The sequence below is a fragment of the Micromonospora sp. SCSIO 07396 genome, from assembly GCF_053667945.1.
Map to the genome: position 1 here is coordinate 4,535,186 of NZ_CM132210.1, position 16,266 is coordinate 4,551,451.

The 16,266-nt window shown below is 74.5% G+C and carries 12 protein-coding genes; 3 read left to right on the forward strand and 9 right to left on the reverse strand.

All coding sequences use genetic code 11. From position 1 onward, the window contains the following. Positions 1-14: 14 nt before the first annotated feature. Positions 15-746: a hypothetical protein gene (locus ACWCHM_RS19355; RefSeq protein ID WP_204957043.1), complete on the forward strand. Its 732-nt coding sequence runs from the start codon at positions 15-17 to the stop codon at positions 744-746. A 106-nt stretch (positions 747-852) separates the two neighbouring features. On the opposite strand, the gene ACWCHM_RS19360 is transcribed toward ACWCHM_RS19355, so the two are convergent. The 5 genes from ACWCHM_RS19360 to ACWCHM_RS19380 all read right to left on the reverse strand — a co-directional run bounded on the left by ACWCHM_RS19360 (position 853) and on the right by ACWCHM_RS19380 (position 5,855). Further along, positions 853-1,239 (reverse strand): VOC family protein, encoded by a 387-nt coding sequence (locus ACWCHM_RS19360; RefSeq protein WP_204957042.1) that lies wholly within the window; start codon positions 1,237-1,239, stop codon positions 853-855. 165 nt (positions 1,240-1,404) lie between these two features. Beyond that, on the reverse strand, positions 1,405-2,556 hold the full coding sequence (locus ACWCHM_RS19365) for a sensor histidine kinase (RefSeq protein WP_281899532.1): 1,152 nt from the start codon (positions 2,554-2,556) through the stop codon (positions 1,405-1,407). Beyond that, complete coding sequence (locus tag ACWCHM_RS19370) at positions 2,553-3,215, reverse strand: response regulator transcription factor (RefSeq protein WP_204957041.1); 663 nt, start codon at positions 3,213-3,215, stop codon at positions 2,553-2,555. The genes ACWCHM_RS19365 and ACWCHM_RS19370 overlap by 4 nt, the downstream gene beginning before the upstream one ends. Positions 3,216-3,294: 79 nt before the next feature. Beyond that, positions 3,295-4,566 (reverse strand): outer membrane protein assembly factor BamB family protein, encoded by a 1,272-nt coding sequence (locus ACWCHM_RS19375; RefSeq protein WP_454219278.1) that lies wholly within the window; start codon positions 4,564-4,566, stop codon positions 3,295-3,297. Then, the gene (locus ACWCHM_RS19380) at positions 4,563-5,855 is read right to left on the reverse strand and encodes an outer membrane protein assembly factor BamB family protein (RefSeq protein ID WP_454219280.1); all 1,293 of its coding nucleotides are present in this window, start codon (positions 5,853-5,855) and stop codon (positions 4,563-4,565) included. The genes ACWCHM_RS19375 and ACWCHM_RS19380 overlap by 4 nt, the downstream gene beginning before the upstream one ends. Before the next feature lie 109 nt (positions 5,856-5,964). On the opposite strand from ACWCHM_RS19380, the gene ACWCHM_RS19385 reads away from it, so the two are divergent. Beyond that, the gene (locus ACWCHM_RS19385) at positions 5,965-7,866 is read left to right on the forward strand and encodes a hypothetical protein (protein WP_421489030.1); all 1,902 of its coding nucleotides are present in this window, start codon (positions 5,965-5,967) and stop codon (positions 7,864-7,866) included. A 66-nt stretch (positions 7,867-7,932) separates the two neighbouring features. Here ACWCHM_RS19385 and ACWCHM_RS19390 read toward each other — a convergent pair whose 3' ends face one another. Continuing rightward, on the reverse strand, positions 7,933-9,879 hold the full coding sequence (locus ACWCHM_RS19390; RefSeq protein WP_421490430.1) for a hypothetical protein: 1,947 nt from the start codon (positions 9,877-9,879) through the stop codon (positions 7,933-7,935). 272 nt (positions 9,880-10,151) lie between these two features. On the opposite strand from ACWCHM_RS19390, the gene ACWCHM_RS19395 reads away from it, so the two are divergent. Beyond that, positions 10,152-11,348 carry a hypothetical protein gene (locus ACWCHM_RS19395; RefSeq protein WP_204957037.1) on the forward strand — a complete coding sequence of 399 codons (1,197 nt, stop codon included), beginning with the start codon at positions 10,152-10,154 and terminating at the stop codon, positions 11,346-11,348. Positions 11,349-11,633: 285 nt separating this feature from the next. Here ACWCHM_RS19395 and dxs read toward each other — a convergent pair whose 3' ends face one another. The 3 genes from dxs to ACWCHM_RS19410 form a co-directional block, all read right to left on the reverse strand. Continuing rightward, positions 11,634-13,589 (reverse strand): 1-deoxy-D-xylulose-5-phosphate synthase, encoded by a 1,956-nt coding sequence (dxs, locus tag ACWCHM_RS19400; protein WP_204957036.1) that lies wholly within the window; start codon positions 13,587-13,589, stop codon positions 11,634-11,636. A 70-nt stretch (positions 13,590-13,659) separates the two neighbouring features. Continuing rightward, entirely contained in the window at positions 13,660-14,850 is a 1,191-nt protein-coding gene (locus tag ACWCHM_RS19405; RefSeq protein WP_204957035.1) for an anhydro-N-acetylmuramic acid kinase, read from the reverse strand. Between the two features lie 13 nt (positions 14,851-14,863). Then, positions 14,864-16,147, reverse strand: a complete 1,284-nt coding sequence (locus ACWCHM_RS19410) for a class I SAM-dependent RNA methyltransferase (RefSeq protein ID WP_454223114.1) — start codon at positions 16,145-16,147, stop codon at positions 14,864-14,866. Positions 16,148-16,266: the final 119 nt, after the last annotated feature.

Here is a 16,266-nt window from a genome sequence, read left to right on the forward strand (position 1 = left end):
CTGGAGCCGACCTGATGTCCCAGCCCCCGACCACCCCTCCCGCCCACCAGCCGGATGGCGACGCGCCGCAGGGCAGCTACCCGCCGCCGGCCCCGCAGGGCGGCTTCCCGCAGCAGCCGGACGGCGTCGGGGCGACCCCGTACGCCGCCCCGCCCGCGCCGGCGAAGAAGCGGTCCGTCGGCAAGATCGTGCTGATCGTGCTGGCCGTGCTGCTGGTGCTCTGCCTCGGCGGCGCGGCGATCGCCGCGTTCGCCCTCAAGGACGACGTCAAGGAGGCGGTGGACGCCGCCAACACGACCGTCTCCGCCCCCGCCACCCTCGCCGGCCGCCCGCAGGTCACCGAGCCGGGCCTCAAGGCGGTCGCCGACAGCCTGGTCACCGAGATGAAGAAGTCCGTGCAGAACGAGACGAGCACCGCAGGTGCCTTCTACGGCGACCCGGCCAAGCAGGACCTGCTGATGATCGCCGCCGCGTCGGGTGTGATGGTCGACCCCAAGAAGGAACTCGACGACGCCGTCACCGGCATCTCCAGCCAGCTCAACGTCACCAACATGGCGGCCGTCGACGCCGGCCCGCTCGGCGGCGACGCCAAGTGCGGTGACGGCAAGAGCGAGGGCGTCCCGCTGGGCGTCTGCATCTGGGCCGACCGGGGCAGTGTGGGCCTCATCGTCCAGTACTACAAGTCGGCCGCCGAGCTGAAGTCCGAGTTCGTCACCATGCGCGGGCAGATCGAGAAGAAGGGCTGACCCACCCGGGTCGCCCCGGCGGGCCCCGTCCACCCCACGGTGGGCGGGGCCCGTCGGCGTCCAGGCCGGCCCGTCGGCATCGCCGCCGGTCAGCCCGGTCGGCCGGTCAGCCGGTCGTGGCGGCCCGCTCGGCGGCGCTGCGCAGCACGCAGAACTCGTTGCCCTCCGGGTCGGCCAGCACCACCCAACCGGTGCCGTCGGGCCGACGCTGGTCGTCGACCTGGACGGCACCGACGGCCAGCAGCCGGGCGACCTCCTCGTCCCGGGTCCGGTCGACCGGCTCCAGGTCGAGGTGCAGGCGGTTCTTCACCGACTTGCCCTCCGGCACGGCCAGGAAGAGCACCTCCGGCCCGCCCGGCGGCAGCAGCATCGCCTCCGGGTCACCGGGCTGGTCGTCGGGCTGGCGGGGGCAGTCGAAGACCTGCGCCCAGAAACCGGCCAGGGCGTAGGTGTCGTGACAGTCGATACCGATGTTGTGGATCCGTGCGCTCACGGGTCTGCCTTTCGCAGCGGTGGAACGCGCCCCGTGACGTGTGGTGTCAGCGGTGGGCAGGGCGGGGCGCGGGACAGGTCATGATGGACATCTACCGCACCCCCTCTCCCCGGTCCGGGCCGACGGGGCGATCATTGCAGGCGTCCGGCCGGCCGGCAAGCAGATTCAGCCCGGGGTCTGTTCGGCAGAGGGCAGCGTGACGGTCACCTCAAGGCCCCCGCCCTTCTGCGCGGTGACCTGGACCGTCCCGCCGTGCGCGTCACAGACCGCCCGGACGATCGACAGGCCCAGCCCGGACCCCCGGGCCCCGGTGCGTTCCCGCCCGCCCCGGCGGAACGGCTCGAACAGCCCCGGCACGTCGGCCTGGTCCACCTCGAACCCGGTGTTGCGCACCACCAGCCAGGACGACCGCCCGTCGGTGCCGGTACGCACCCAGAGCCGGCCGTGCAGGTGGTTGTAGCGCACCGCATTCTCGATCAGGTTCCCGGCCAGCCGGTCCAGCAGGCCCGGGTCACCGGTCACCGGGGCCGGTCGCAGCGAGGACTGCACCCGCAACCCGATCCGCTCCACCTCGCGGGACATCGCGGACAACGCGTTGGCGGTGCCTGTCGCCAGGTCACACTCCGTACGCCGGGCCAGCCGTCGACCCGTCTGGGCCTCGCTGCGGGCCAGCACCAGCAGCGCGTCCACCAGTCCGTTGGCGCGCTCCGAGGCGTCCCGGACGACGGTGGCCATCCGATGGTACTCGGCAGCATCCGCCTCGTCGTCGCTGAGCGTCACGTCAATCTCGGTACGCATCACCGCCAGCGGGGTCCGCAGTTCGTGCGAGGCGTTGGCCACGAACCGTTTCTGCGCCTCGAAGGCGGCGGTGATCCGGTCCAGCATCGCGTCGAAGGTCCGGGCCAGCTCGGCCACCTCGTCGTCCGGCCCGGACCAGCCGATCCGCTGGTCGAGCGTGGTCTCGCCGAGCCGGCGCGCGGTCGCGGTGACCTGGTGCAGCGGGCGCAGCGTCCGGCCGGCCACCCAGTACGCCCCGGCCACCCCGACCACGCTGATCGCCAGTAGCGCCAGCAGGCCCTTGACCAGCAGTTCGTCGGAGGCGGCGTCGACCAGTTGCCGCTGCCACACCGCCGCGTCCAGCGACCGCCCGTCGGCCAGCAGCACGGTGGTGCCCGGCCGCAGCTCGTCGGTGGGCCGCAGCGCGTCGCGCACCAGCAGCCAGGCCAGCGTCACCAGGATCGCCCCGGCCCCGACCAGCAGCACCCCGTTGAGCAGGGTCAACCGTAACCGCAGGGTGGGCCGCAGCCGCCGGGTCACGAGTCGACCGTCCGGTAGCCCGCGCCGACCACCGTCTCGATCAACGGTGGGTCGCCGAGCTTCTTGCGCAGGGTCCGCACCGTCACCCGGACGATGGTGGTGAACGGGTCGGTGTTGGCGTCCCAGACCCGTTCCAGCAACTCCTCGCTGGAGACCACCGCGCCGCGCGCCTTGACCAGCTCGCTGAGCACCCCGAACTCCTTGTTGGTCAGGTCGACCGGGGCACCCGCCCGGGTGACCACCCGGCGGGCCGGGTCGAGCACCACGTCACCCACCTGGAGCACCGGCGGGGCGGCCGGGGTGGCCCGCCGGCCCAGCGCCTGCACCCGGGCCACCAACTCGTCGAACGCGAACGGCTTGGGCAGGTAGTCGTCCGCGCCGAGACCCAACCCCTCCACCCGGTCGGCGACGCTGTCGCTGGCGGTCAACATCAGCACCCGGGTGAGGGTGCCGGAGGCGGCCAGCTCGGCGCAGATCTGGTCGCCGTGCATGCCAGGCAGGTCACGGTCGAGGACCACCACGTCGTACCTGGTGACGAAGGCGGCTTCGTGGCCGGCGTCCCCGTCGTACGCCACGTCGACCGCCATGCCCCGCTTGCGCAGCCCCCGCACGATCGCGTCGGCGAGGTTCCGTTCGTCCTCGACCACCAGCACCCGCATCCCGACCTCCTCGCCGACCTGTCCGACAACCTAGCGCCGCCGGCCAAACGCCCGGCGCCAGGTGGGCCGTGCGACACCGTCAGTCGGGCATCCGCCACACCCCGATGCTGTCGCGTTGCCGCCAGCAGACCAGCACCCCCTGGCTCCGCGAGCAGGCCTCCCACCGGCCGGGCAACACGTCCCGGACCCGTAGCGTGCCGTCGGTCGGGTCCAGCTCGGCCACCAACTGCCGGCCGCCGCCGACCGGCCGGACGACCAGCAGCGCGTCGGTGGGCGGCCACTGGTCGACCAGCTCCCACCTGCCCAGCTCGGCCACGGACCGACCGGTCGCCGCGTCGAGCAGGGCCAGCCCCTGCTGCCCGTCGGCGCTGACCCCGACCATCCGGCCGGCGACCGACGCGACCGGGGCCCACCAGTCGGAGGTCCAGCGCACCCGGCCGGTCACCGGATCGAGCACCCGGGTCCCGAACGCCTCTCCCAGGCAGACGGCGTCGCCGCAGGACCGGACGGACCAGCCGTCCGGCGTCGGCACCGGGGTGTCCCACCGTCGCCGGCCGGACGCCAGGTCGTAGGCGGCCAGCCGGCCCGGTTCCCCGTCGACCAGCAGCAGGTCACCGGTCGGTTGGGCCACGTGGTGATGGTCGCCGCGGGCGGGCGGCACCGGGAACGCGAGCCGACGTACGCCGGTGTCGACGTCGTACGCCTCGGCCCGGCCGGCGCTGGTCACCACGACGAGCTCCGCGACGCCGCGCTCCCCCGGCCGGTAGCCGACGGTGGCCGCCCCGGCGGTGACCGTCCAGCGGACCGCGCCGGTCGCCGGCTCGACCCCGCGTACCGCCACCCGGTCGACGTGCAGGTCCTCCAGCAGCAGCCCGCCGTCGGCGGTCGGCACCGCCACCCCGGGCTGCCGCCACCGGGCCCGCCCGTCGACGTGGTCGAGCACCATGGAGACCGGTTCGCCACCGGGGTCGGTGGTGACCACCACGTCGTCGCCGGCCCCCTCCAGCACCACCAGTTGGTGCCGGGGCGACAGCGACGTCTCCCAGCGGACCCGCCCGTCGGCCAGGTCGATCGCGGTGAGCTGCCGGCTGCCGGCCGGCGACAGCGCCGACGGGTAGGCGAGCACCAGCAGGCCCCCGACGATCAGGTGGCTGGGCTCCGGCACGTCCGGCACGGGCACCGGGGTCAACCGGGTCGGCCCGGGCGCCGCGCCGGCCAGGGTGAGCAGCAGGAGCAGGGCGGTCAGGGCGACGGCCGCCGGGTGGCCGGCCGACCGCGGGCCCCGGGGCCGGCGGGCCGGCGGGGGCGGCTCGTCGTGGTGCCCGACCTCACCCAGGTCGATCACCGTCACCGGGGCACCTGCCAGACCCCGAACCTGCCGTCCATCAGCCGGCACAGCAGCAACCGCCCGTCGCTCTGACAGTCGCCGGAGACGGCCGGCAGCACGTCGCGCACCCCGACCCGCGCGGCGGCCACGTCCAGCTCGGCGACCAGCATCCGGCCCTCGCCGGCCGGACGTAACCCGATCACCGGCCCGTCGGGGCTGTTCGACGCGGCGAGATGCCAGACGTCCAGTTCGGCGGCGACCCGCCCGGAGGCGACGTCGAGCACCACCAGCGGGTGCCAGACGCCCCGGCCCAGGCTGCTCGCCAGCAGCCGGCCGCCGCGTTCGGTCCCGGACAACTCCCACCGGTTGTCGCGCCACACCGTCCGGCCGGTCGCCGGGTCCAGCGCCCGCACCCCGCCAGCGGTGCCCTGCGCGCAGAGCAACGACCCGCACTCCGCGAAGAACGACGGCGTCGGCAGCGGCACCTCCCATCGGCGGTCCAGCCGGTCGAGGCCGTACCCGGTAAGTCGGCCGGAGCTACCGCCGACGGCGAGCAGCAGGTCACCGACGACCTCGAAGCTGGTGTCCGACGGCGTGCCATCGTGGTCGAGCTGCCCACTGTGCAGGCGTACGCCGCGTCGGGCGTCCCAGACCTCGGCCGTGCCGCCGGCGTCCACCGTCACGATCCGGTCCACGCCGTCGGCCCGGTGACGGAACATGGTGAACAGCGCCGGCACCGCCGCCGACCAACGGTCCCGCCCCGTGCTCGGGTCGACCGAGTGGTAGGTCTGTGGGCCGTCCGTGCCGTCCTCGAAGAGCAGGTCGGGGCCGGCGGACAGGCCCGTCCCGGCGCGCTGCCACCGCACCCGGCCGGTGTCCCGGTCGTGGGCGAACGCCCGGTAATCCCCGTCCGGCCGACCCACCGGGCCGGTGAGCAGCAGCACGTCGGCGTGCCCGCGCAGCTGCGTGAAGCCGTCGGTCACCGCCACCGGTACCGGCACCTGCCAGCGCCGTACCGGCCGCGCCCCCGGGGAGGTGGGGATCGTCCAGGCACTCAACCACCCGGGGGCGGCGGCGGTGCCACTGGGTTCGAGCAGGAAGACCTCCCCGTCGTGGAGCAGCACCATCGAGCCGAGCGGGGCCGGCACCACGAACGCCGCCCGCTTCGCCACCGGCGCGGCGGCGGTCAACGCCAGCAGGGTGAGCGCCAGCACCACCACCAGCCGCAGCGGCCGGCCGACGGCCCGGGGCGCGGGGCCGGGTGGCTGCGGCAGCGGGTCGTCGCGCAGCTCACCCAGATCGATGACCGTCACGCGCACCCTCTTTCGACCGCCACACCCCGCCGACCGCCCGCCGGTCAACGCGGAACGCCACACACCGGGTCACCGGGACGGCCGGTCGTCGCCTGTACGATGGCCCGTCGTGGCCGTGCCGGTGGTAGATCCCTCGTTGAACCCGACGTCCGCGCGCGACGCGGTCGAACCCGATGCGGTCGATCCCGACGCGACAGACCCGCAGCGGCGGCCGGGCCGACGGCCGGGCCGGGCCGACGTGCTCGCCATCGGAGCCTATGCGCTGATCGGCGTTCTCGTGTGCCTGAACTACTGGGTGGACGTGCAGCACCGGGTGTCGTCCCACCTGCCGACCGACCACAGCTGGTTCGAGTGGCTGTTCACCCACGGCGCGTACTCGGTGCGGCACCTGGAGAACCCGCTGTTCAGCGCCCGGCAGAACGCCCCGGACGGGGTGAACATGATGGCGAACACCTCGCTGCTGGGCATGACCATCCCGCTGGCCCCGGTCACGCTGCTGTTCGGCCCGCAGGTGACGTACGCGCTCTACCTGGGCGGGGCGCTGGCCGCGACGGCGGCCACCTCGTACTGGATGCTCTCCCGGCACCTGGTGCGCTCGCGGGCCGGCGCGTTCGTCGGCGGCGCGTTCCTCGGTTTCGCCCCGGGCATCGTGCACCACGCCAACGGGCAGCCCAACTTCGTCTCCAACTTCCTGCTGCCGCTGATCGTGGCCCGGGTGCTGCTGCTTGGCCGGCCCGACCGGTGGCGGCGCGACGGGCTGGTGCTGGGCCTGCTGGTGGCGTACCAGGTCTTCATCAACGAGGAGATGCTGCTGCTGACCGCGCTGGCCTGCCTGGTGGCGGTGGTCGCGTACGTGGTGCAGCGGCCCCGCGAGGCCCGCGCGCGGGCCGGCGGTTTCCTGGCCGCGCTCGGGGTCGGCGGCGGGCTGGCGCTGCTGCTCACCGCGTACCCGATCTGGTACCAGTTCAACGGGCCGCAGTCCTACCGGGGGTTGCAGGGCGGGGTGTTCCACAACTGGGGCGAGGACCTGATGGCCTTCGTCACCTTCGCCCGGGACACCGTGGCCGGGGACGAGGCGGTCGAGAAGACCATCGGCCTGACCGAGCAGAACACCTGGTTCGGCTGGCCGTTGGTGCTGGTCACGCTGGCCGCACTGGTGTTGCTCTGGCGGCGGTCGTTGGCCGCCCGGGTCGCCGGGGTGCTGGTGGTGGTCTTCACCGTCGCCGCGATCGGCCCCAAGGTGCGGTTCAACGGGGTGGAGACCACCGTGGACGGCCCGTGGGCGTACATCCCGGACGACCTGCCGCTGGTCGAGATGATGATGCCGACCCGGCTGACCCTGGTGGTGACCGGTGCGGTCGGCGTCCTGCTCGCGTTGGCCTGGGACGCGGTGGGCGGCCACGGCCGGCCCCGGGTGCCGATGCCGCGCGCCGCCGCCGACGACACCCCCGTCGACAGCGCCGGGAAGGCCACGCCGACCCGTCGCCGGTGGGTCCGGCCGGTCGGGTACGCGGCGATCGCGCTGGCGGTGCTGCCGCTGTTCCCCCGCCCGCTGCCCGCGCAGCACATCGACCTGCCGCCACACTTCATCACCGCCGGCGGCTGGCGGCCGTACGTGCCGGCCGGGCGCACCCTGGTCCCGGTGCCGATCCCGAGCAACGTGCACGGCCTGTCCACGCTGCGTTGGAGCGCGCTGACCGGGCACGAGTTCCCGGTGCCGGGGGGCTACTTTATCGGCCCCAACGAGCTGGGCGAGGGGGTCTTCGGCGCGCCGAACCGCCCGACCAGCACCCTGATCTACGCCACCATCGACGCCGGCACGGTGCCCGCGCTGACCGGGGAGAACCGCCGGCAGGCGCTGGAGGACCTGCGGTTCTGGCGGGCGTCGGTGGTGGTGCTGGGGGCCCATCCGCGCGAGGCGGTGCTGCGGGACCTGATGACCGGCCTGCTCGGCCCGGCGCAGCGGGTCGACGACGTCTGGCTCTGGGACGTCCGCCCCCTGGTCGACTGACCCGCCCGCCCTGGCGCGGTGGCCCGACCGGCGCACGGTGGGACCCGGCCGGGTCCCACCGGAACGTCAGGCGGTGCGGGCGGACAGCGGTCGGACGTCCCACACCCACACGTCGAGTTCCCGGCGGGCGGGGCCGACCAACTGCTCGACGGTGCGGCGCAGCGGCTCCGCGTTGTGCTGGCGCAGCGGCAGCACCAGCACCGCGGCGTTCCAGTGCCGCAGCTCGTCCAGGCTGCGGCGGCGCTGCCGGTCGTCCAGCTTGGTGGTCCGCCCGGTGGTGGCCACCTCGTCGAGCAGCTGCCCGATGCCGCTGGGCCGCCCGCCGAACCGGCCCGGGTCACCGGTGTTGCCGTTGCGCGGGGCGAGGAAGTAGCCACCCGGGATCTTGAAGTCCAGGTTGGTGGCCGCCGCCCAGCGCATCCCGTGGGTGTTGCCCATGCTGGGCACGGGCACCGGCACCAGGGTCTGCCCGGGGCCGACGTACTCGCGCCAGCGGTCGGCGGTGATGAAGTCCGGCACCGGCGGGCGGGAGGTCACCTTCAACGGCATCGGCACGATCGGCAGCAGCGCCAGCACCAGGGCGGCCACCGTGACGGTCTTGGCGTGCTGCCACTGCGCGCCGCGCAGCGTCCAGGCCCGCTGCACGGCCAGCGCCAGCAGCATGCCGATCACCACGGAGGTGATCAGGGCGAACCGGGTGGGCACCACCGCGTCCAGCAGCGGCAGCCGCACCAGCAGTTCCCACGGCCCGGTGACCAGGTCCCGCCCCCACCAGGAGATCCGCTCGCCGAGGGAGAGCAGCGCGAAGAACGCGCCGGTCACGGCGAGCGCCCGGACGAGGCGTTCGCGGCGTAGCCAGAGCACGATGCCGACGGCGATCAGCGACAGGCTCCAACCGAAGAAGGCGTTCTCCTCGGAGTAGTTCGGGGCCAGGTTGACGTTGGCCCGTTCGTTGCCGCCGAAGGTGGGCGAGCCGGGGGCGAAGAACGCGGCGATGTCGTTGCCGTAGTCCTGCACCGCGTCGCTGAGCCCGTGGTACGCCATCGGCCCGGCGAACTGGATGTAGAGCGGGTACGCCAGCAGCGCCCCGGCCAGCACCGCGCACGCGGCCAGCCCGGTGGCCAGGGGCCGCCACGCCGCCGACCAGAGCGCCGGCCGCTGGGCCACCATGGCGATCAGGAAGATGCCGCAGGCCAGGGCGGTGAAGAGCAGGATCTCCTCGTTGATGAACGCCTGCCCGGTGACCAGCACGGCGAGCAGCAGCCCGTCGCGCACCGGCCGGGTGGAGCGGGTCAGCACCATCACCCGCCACACGATGAACGGCAGCAGGAACTGGCTGATGATGTTGGGGTGCCAGTTGGCGTGCGAGAGCATCGCCGGGGAGAACCCGCAGAACCAGCCGCCGACCGCCGCGGCGAGCCGCCGCCGCACCAGGTGCCGGGACAGCACGTGGTACCAGGCGGCGGCGGTGCCGGCCAGGCCCAGGGTGACCAGCACCACGAAGGAGACCGCCGGCCCGAACAGCAGGGTGACCGGCACCATCGGGATGCCCAGCGCCAGCACCGCCGTGTTGGCCATCAGGTTGACGCCGTCGGGGTAGTTGAACTGGTCGGTGTAGAACGGGAACTCCCCGTGCAGCACCACCCGCACCGAGTGGGCGAGGAAGAACTGCACCTGCGCCGGGTCGCTGCTGTAGAGCGAGGCCACCCGGCCGGCCGGGTCGGCCCAGATCCGGCTGGTCACCCAGAGCGCGACGAGCAGGAAGATGCCGTACACCACCAGGTCCTTGCGGCGGGCGGTCCAGCGCCAGCGCCGCCACCATGCGGCCGGCGTCGCGCCGTCACCGTCCGTGTCCGCAACCCCCCGCTCCGGTACGGCCACCGTCGCCGCGTCGGCACCGTCGACGTCAGGTGCCGTGGCCGGCCCGCCGGGTGTCGTCCCCACCGGCGGCGCGTCGACAGGCGTCGCCTCGACCGTCCGGTCCACGGGGGCCGGCACGTCGGCGAGACGCAGGTCGGCAGGGGTGGAAAGGGTCACGGGTGCGGGCGCTGTCGCGGTGGCCGTCGTGCCTCGGGCAGGGCCCTCGGAGTCGTCGGGGGCCGGTGCGGAGGCGCCACGGGGCTCGGCAGACGTCACAGTCGGCGGAGTCTACCGGAGCCGGGAAAAAGCCCGAAATTCACTCTGGTGTCCCTTGTGGTCATCGGGACACGGCTGCGGGGCGTCACCGGGCGTTGCGTACCATGTGGTCTTCCGACAACGACGGCGACGCGATCGGGGGCGTAGGGATGGCATCGGTTCGCCGTCGCGGCACGACGGTCGCCGCGCTGCTCGCCCTGCTGCTGGCCGCCCCGGCGTGCGGCCCGGTCGCCTCGCGTCAGGTCCACGAGCTGCGGGTCGGCTACGACAGCCTGGACGGCACCCGCGCGGTGTGGCCGCCGCGCGGCGCGCTCGCCGGGGACGCCACGGCGACGGCGGCGGTGACCGAGGCGGTCCGCGCCTGGCGTTCGCCTGTCGACGACCGGGTCCACCTGCCGTCGTCGGGGATCCTCTGGTCGGGTGCGGTCGACGGGGTGCCGCTGGCCCTGGTCGCCGCCGACGTGCCCGGGGAGAGCGCCTCCTGGCTGCTCCAGCTCACCGGGCGTGACGGCCGCTACGAGGTGACCCGCGCCAGCGAGTACACCGACCCGGGTTACCTGGTCTATGCCGACGTCCTCCCGCTGCACCTGCCGGACGGCCGGCGCTACCTGACCTCGGGCCGGGTGGAGCGGCTGCTCGGCCCGGACGGTCGGGCGCTGATGCTGACCGACGGGCTGACCGGTGCGGTGAAGGTGCCCGACTGCCGGGCGGTGCCGGTGACGGCCACCCTGCGGGCCACCGAGTCGCTGCCCCGGGGGCGGGCCGCCGACCGTCTGCTCGACCTGGGCGCGGCCACCGTCGACCCGAGGTATCCCCTGGTCCGCGACGACACCGGCTCCGGCCGGCGGGCCCTCGACGGGTTGGACACCTGCGTGCTGGCCGACGAGCAGGGGCCGTTCGGGAGCATCCCGCGCCGCATCGGCGACCGGGACGCCCCCCGGTCGGTGCCCGAGTCGTGGCCGATGGAGAAGGTGGCCGTGCGGGCCATCGGCGAGATGACGCTGGGCGGCGGTAACGACCCCGGCGACCTGGAGCAGCTCACCTGGGAGACCGACGCGGGAACGATGACCGCGGTGGTCTACCGGCCGGCCGGCGACGGCACGCCTGTGGTCTCCCCCGCCGACCGGTCCAACCCGTTGCAGACCTACGTGCTGCCGGTGCCCGGGCAGCCGCTGGTGGTGCTCACCTGGCGGGGCAACCGGGACGCCTCCCTGTCCGTGCCGCCCGGCACCCCCCGCCTGGTGGAACGTCCCGGCCTGGTGGTCGTCCCGATGCCCGCCTCCCGGCAGACCTTCAGCCTGGCCACCGCCGAAAAGACCTACTACCGCTCCGCCGGCGGCCGCTGACCCCCCACCCTCCCCACCCCCGGCTCGCCCCCACCCCCCGGCTCGCCCCACCACCCCCGGCTCGCCCCGGTGATCAAGAGGTTTGCGTCAAAGTTGATCTCTGGGTTGACGCAAACCTCTTGATCACGGGGAAACTGACGCAAACCTCTTGATCGCCGGTGGCGGCGGGGGCGGCGACACGCGCGAGGCGAGTGGTGGACGGAGGGCGCGGGGGAGGCGCGGGCCGGGAGACGGGCGCAGGGGCGGTCGCGGCAGGGCCGGGACCGCCCCTGGGGTCGGGGTGGATCAGTTGGGGGTGGTGTCGGGGGCCGGGAGGCGGACCGTCTCCACCGAGGGGGCGTCGCCGTCCAGGCCGGAGATCCAGCCGGTGACGTCGCGGGCCACGTCCTGCGCGGTCAGCCGCAGGTCGGCCAGGATCTGCGCCCGTGTGCCGTGCGGGTGCCAGTCGGCCGGTACGCCCAGGTCGCGCAACGGCACCCGGACGTCGGCGTCGCGCATCGCCTGACCCAGCGCGTCACCGACACCGCCGATCCGTACGCCATCCTCGACGGTGACGACCAGGCGGTGCCCGGCGGCCAGCTCGACCAGTTCGGCCGGCACCGGACGCACCCAACGCGGGTCGACCACGGTCACGCCGTAGCCCTGCTCGGCCAGCCGGGTCGCCACCTCCATCCCGAGCAGGCCGAAGGCGCCCACCGCCACCAGCAGCACGTCGGTACGCGCCGACTCGGCCAGCACGTCGACCGGGCCCACCCGGCGGATGGCCGGCAGGTCGGCGGCGACGGTGCCGGTGGGGAACCTGACGATGGTGGGACCGTCATCGACCGCGATCGCCTCGCGCAGCTCCTCCCGGAGGCTGGCGGAGTCGCGGGGAGCGGCGATCCGCAGCCCCGGCACCACCCCGAAGACTGACATGTCCCAGATGCCGTAGTGGCTCGGCCCGTCCGGCCCGGTGATGCCGGCCCGGTCCAGCACGAAGGTCACCGGCAACCGGTGCATCGCCACGTCCAGCAGAACCTGGTCGAAGGCGCGGTTGAGGAAGGTCGCGTAGACCGCCACCACCGGATGCAGGCCACCCATCGCCAGGCCGGCCGCGGAGGTTGCCGCGTGCTGCTCGGCGATGCCCACGTCGTACACCCGGTGGGGGTGCTTGCGGGCCAGGGTGGCGATGCCGGTCGGCTCGGCCATCGCGGCGGTGATCCCCACCACGTCGGGCCGCTCGTCGGCGATGGCGACCAGCTCGTCGGCGAAGACCTGCGTCCACTTCACCGACGGGGCGGCGAGCAGCTTGCCGGTCTCGACGTCGAACGCGCCCGGACCGTGCAGGCAGTCCGCCTCGTCCTCCTCGGCCGGGCGGTAGCCGTAGCCCTTGCGGGTCACCGCGTGCACGATCACCGGGCCGCCGAAGTTCTTGGCCGCGCGCAGCGCCGACTCGACGGCGGCGACGTCGTGCCCGTCGACCGGGCCGACGTACTTGATGCCGAGGTCCTCGAACATCGCCTGCGGGGCGACCGCGTCCTTGATGCCCTTCTTGACCGCGTGCAGCACCTCGTACATCGGCCTGCCGACGAACGGGGTGTTGCCGAGGGCGTCCTTGACCGTGTCGAGGACCTTCTCGTAGCCGGGGTTGAGCCGCAGCGACGACAGGTGGTCGGCCAGGCCGCCGATGGTGGGCGAGTAGGAGCGGCCGTTGTCGTTGACCACGATCACCAGCCGGTTGCCAGCGGTGGCGATGTTGTTCAGCGCCTCCCAGCACATGCCGCCGGTGAGCGCCCCGTCGCCGACCACGGCGACCACGCTGCGCTGCTCGCCCCGCAGGGCGTACGCCTTGGCCAGGCCGTCGGCGTAGGACAGGGCGGTGGAGGCGTGCGAGTTCTCGATCAGGTCGTGCTCGCTCTCGCCCTGGCTGGGGTAGCCCGAGAGGCCACCGCGCTGGCGGAGCTTGTCGAAGCCGTCCTGCCGGCCGGTGAGGATCTTGTGCACGTACGACTGGTGGCCGGTGTCGAACAGGAGCCGGTCACGCGGCGAGTCGAAGACCCGGTGCATGGCCAGGGTCAGCTCCACCACGCCCAGGTTGGGGCCGACGTGCCCACCGGTCCGGGACACCTTGGCGATCAGGAAGTCACGGATCTCGGCGGCGAGGATGTCCAGCTGTTCGCCGGTCATCCGCTTCACGTCCTGCGGACCACGGACGGTGCCCAGTAGCCGACCGTGGTTGGCCGTGTCCTCGTCAACACTCATGACGAGAGAGTCTATCGGCCGCCGCACACTCCGCAGCCTTGCCGTGGATCACCGCAGGTGGACCCCTGGATCAGCGGAGCACGACCAGCCGGCGGGGCGGGGGCGGCGCGACCACCCCGTACGGCGGCCCGGACGGCGTCCACGAACCCAGCACGGCGGCCCGCCGCGCGCCGGTCACCGAGGGCAGCGCGCCCGGCAGCCCGTGCCAGGACAGCCACCCGAGCAGGGCGAACGCGTACGCCTCCCGGGCCTGGGCGGGCACCCCCAGGTCGTCGGTGGTGCGCAGCGTCCACCGGCCGCCGCCGAGGGCGGACAGCCGGCCCCACAGGGTCGGGTTGCGGACCCCGCCGCCGGCAGCCACCAGCTCGGTCACCCGGTGCCGCCGGCAGGCGTCGGCGACCGTCCGGGCGGTCAGCTCGGTCAGCGTGGCGAACACGTCGTCGCGGCCGACCGGTTCCCCGAGCGCCGCCAGCCGGTCGTCGAGGTAGCCGGCGTGGAACAGTTCCTTGCCTGTCGACTTGGGCGGTTCCGCCGCGTAGTAGGGCTCGGCGAGCAGCAACGCCAGCAGCCCGGGGTGCACCCGGCCGGCCGCCGCGCGTGCCCCGTCGACGTCGCAGGGCCGGTCGAGCAACCGCCGGGCCGCCGCGTCGAGCAGGGCGTTGGCCGGGCCCACGTCGTAGCCGAGCACGGGGGCGTCCGGCGCGACCACGGTGAGGTTGGCGATACCGCCCAGGTTGAGCGCCGCCCGCACCCCGCCGCCGGGCCGCCCGCCCGGCTCGGCGTCGGCGGCCGGGGCGAGCAACAGGGCGTCGAAGGCGGGGACCAGCGGCGCGCCCTGCCCGCCGGCGGCGACGTCCGCCGACCGCAGGTCCGACAGCACGGGTACGCCCACCCGGGCGGCGACCCGGGCTGGCGCGCCGAGCTGGAGGGTGCCCCGCACGGTGCCGCCGTCGACCCAGTGGAAGACGGTCTGCCCGGGTGAGACGACCAGGTCGGCCCGCCCGCCGGCCAGCTCGACGCCGAGCGCGGCGGCGTCGGCGAACACCGCGCCGAGGGCGTTGTCGAGCCGGCAGACCGCCTCGACCGTGGTGGGCCCCGGCGGCAGCACCGCCCCGATCCGCTCCCGCAGCTCCGCGTCGTAGCCGCACTCCCGGTGCCCGAGCGGGCGCATCCGCAGGGTGTCCCCGGCGGTGGTGAACTCGGCGGCGACCACGTCCACCCCGTCGTACGAGGTGCCCGACATCAGCCCGACGATCTTCATCGGGCCAGGCTAGTCAGCGGGCCGGGGGCAGGAACAGGCCGACCAGTTCGACGTGCTGGGTCATCGGGAACAGGTCGTAGCCGCGCAGGGCGGCCAGCCGCCAGCCGGCCCGGCCGAAGGTGCGTACGTCCCGGGCGAAGGCGGCCGGGTCGCAGGCCACGTACGCGACCGCGCGGGGGGTGGCGGCGATCATGTCCCGCACCACCGCCGCGCCCGCACCGGTACGGGGCGGGTCGAGCACCACCAGGTCGACCGGGCCGGTGATCCGGCGGCGGGCCAGGGCGGTCTCCACCCGGGCGGCGACCACCTCGACCCGGGACAGGTCGGCGAGGTTACGTCGGGCGGCGGCTACTCCCTCGGCGGCTGACTCGACCACGGTGATCCGGGCGTCCGGGCCGACCCGGGCGGCGAGCGCGGCGGCGAACAGGCCGGCCCCGCCGTACAGGTCCCAGACGGATTCGCCGGGCTGCGGGTCGAGCAGGTCGAGGACCGTGTCGGCCAGGGTGTCGGCAGCGGCCGGGTGCACCTGCCAGAACCCGCCGGACGGCACCGTCCAGTCCCGACCGGCGGCGACCTCGCGTACCGTCGCCGGGCCGGCCGGGGACGGGCCGGCGGGGTCGGTCGCCGCCGGACCGGCGGGGAGGTCGACCGGGGTGGGCGTCCCGTCGGCGAGGGCGGTGACCACCACCTCGCCGCCGGTGGAGGCGACCGTCGCCACCGCGTCGGCCGCCGGCCAGTTCTGCCCGAGCACCGGCAGCGCCTGGATCGCCGGGTGGGCGATCAGGCACCGGTCGATCGGCACCACCTCGTGCGAGCGGTGCTTGAGCAGCCCGGCCCGGCCGGTGGCGTCGACCGCGTAGCGGACCCGGGAGCGCCAGCCCAGCGGGCCGCCGGGCAGCGGCGCGACGCTGACCCGCAGCACGTCGATCTCGGCGTCGGTGAGCCCGCCGAGCCGGCTGAGCTGCTCGCGGACCACGGTCGTCTTCCAGTCGAGCTGGGCGGCGGGGGCCACGTGTTGCAGGTCGCAGCCGCCGCAGCCGCCCGGCCTGGCGTACGGGCAGGGCGGGGCGACCCGGTCCGGCGACGCCTCGACGATCTCGACGGCGTCGGCGCGGGCGAACCCCCGGTGCAGCTCGGTCACCTCGGCGACCACCCGTTCCCCGGGCAGCGCGTGCCGGACGAAGACCACCTGGCCGTCGACCCGGGCCACGCAGTGCCCGCCGGGGGCGACCGCGTCGACTGTCAGCTCGACCCGTTCGGCCTCCTCCAACCCGAGCCGAAGCTCCTGCCCGCGCAGCTGATCCTGCCCGGCCCGAAGATCCTGCCCGGCCCGTCGGTCCGGCCCGGGACGCTGGTCCGCACCGGCGTCGTCGCTGCCGGCCGGGCCGGAACGGGCGGTGGTCGCGGAACGGGCGG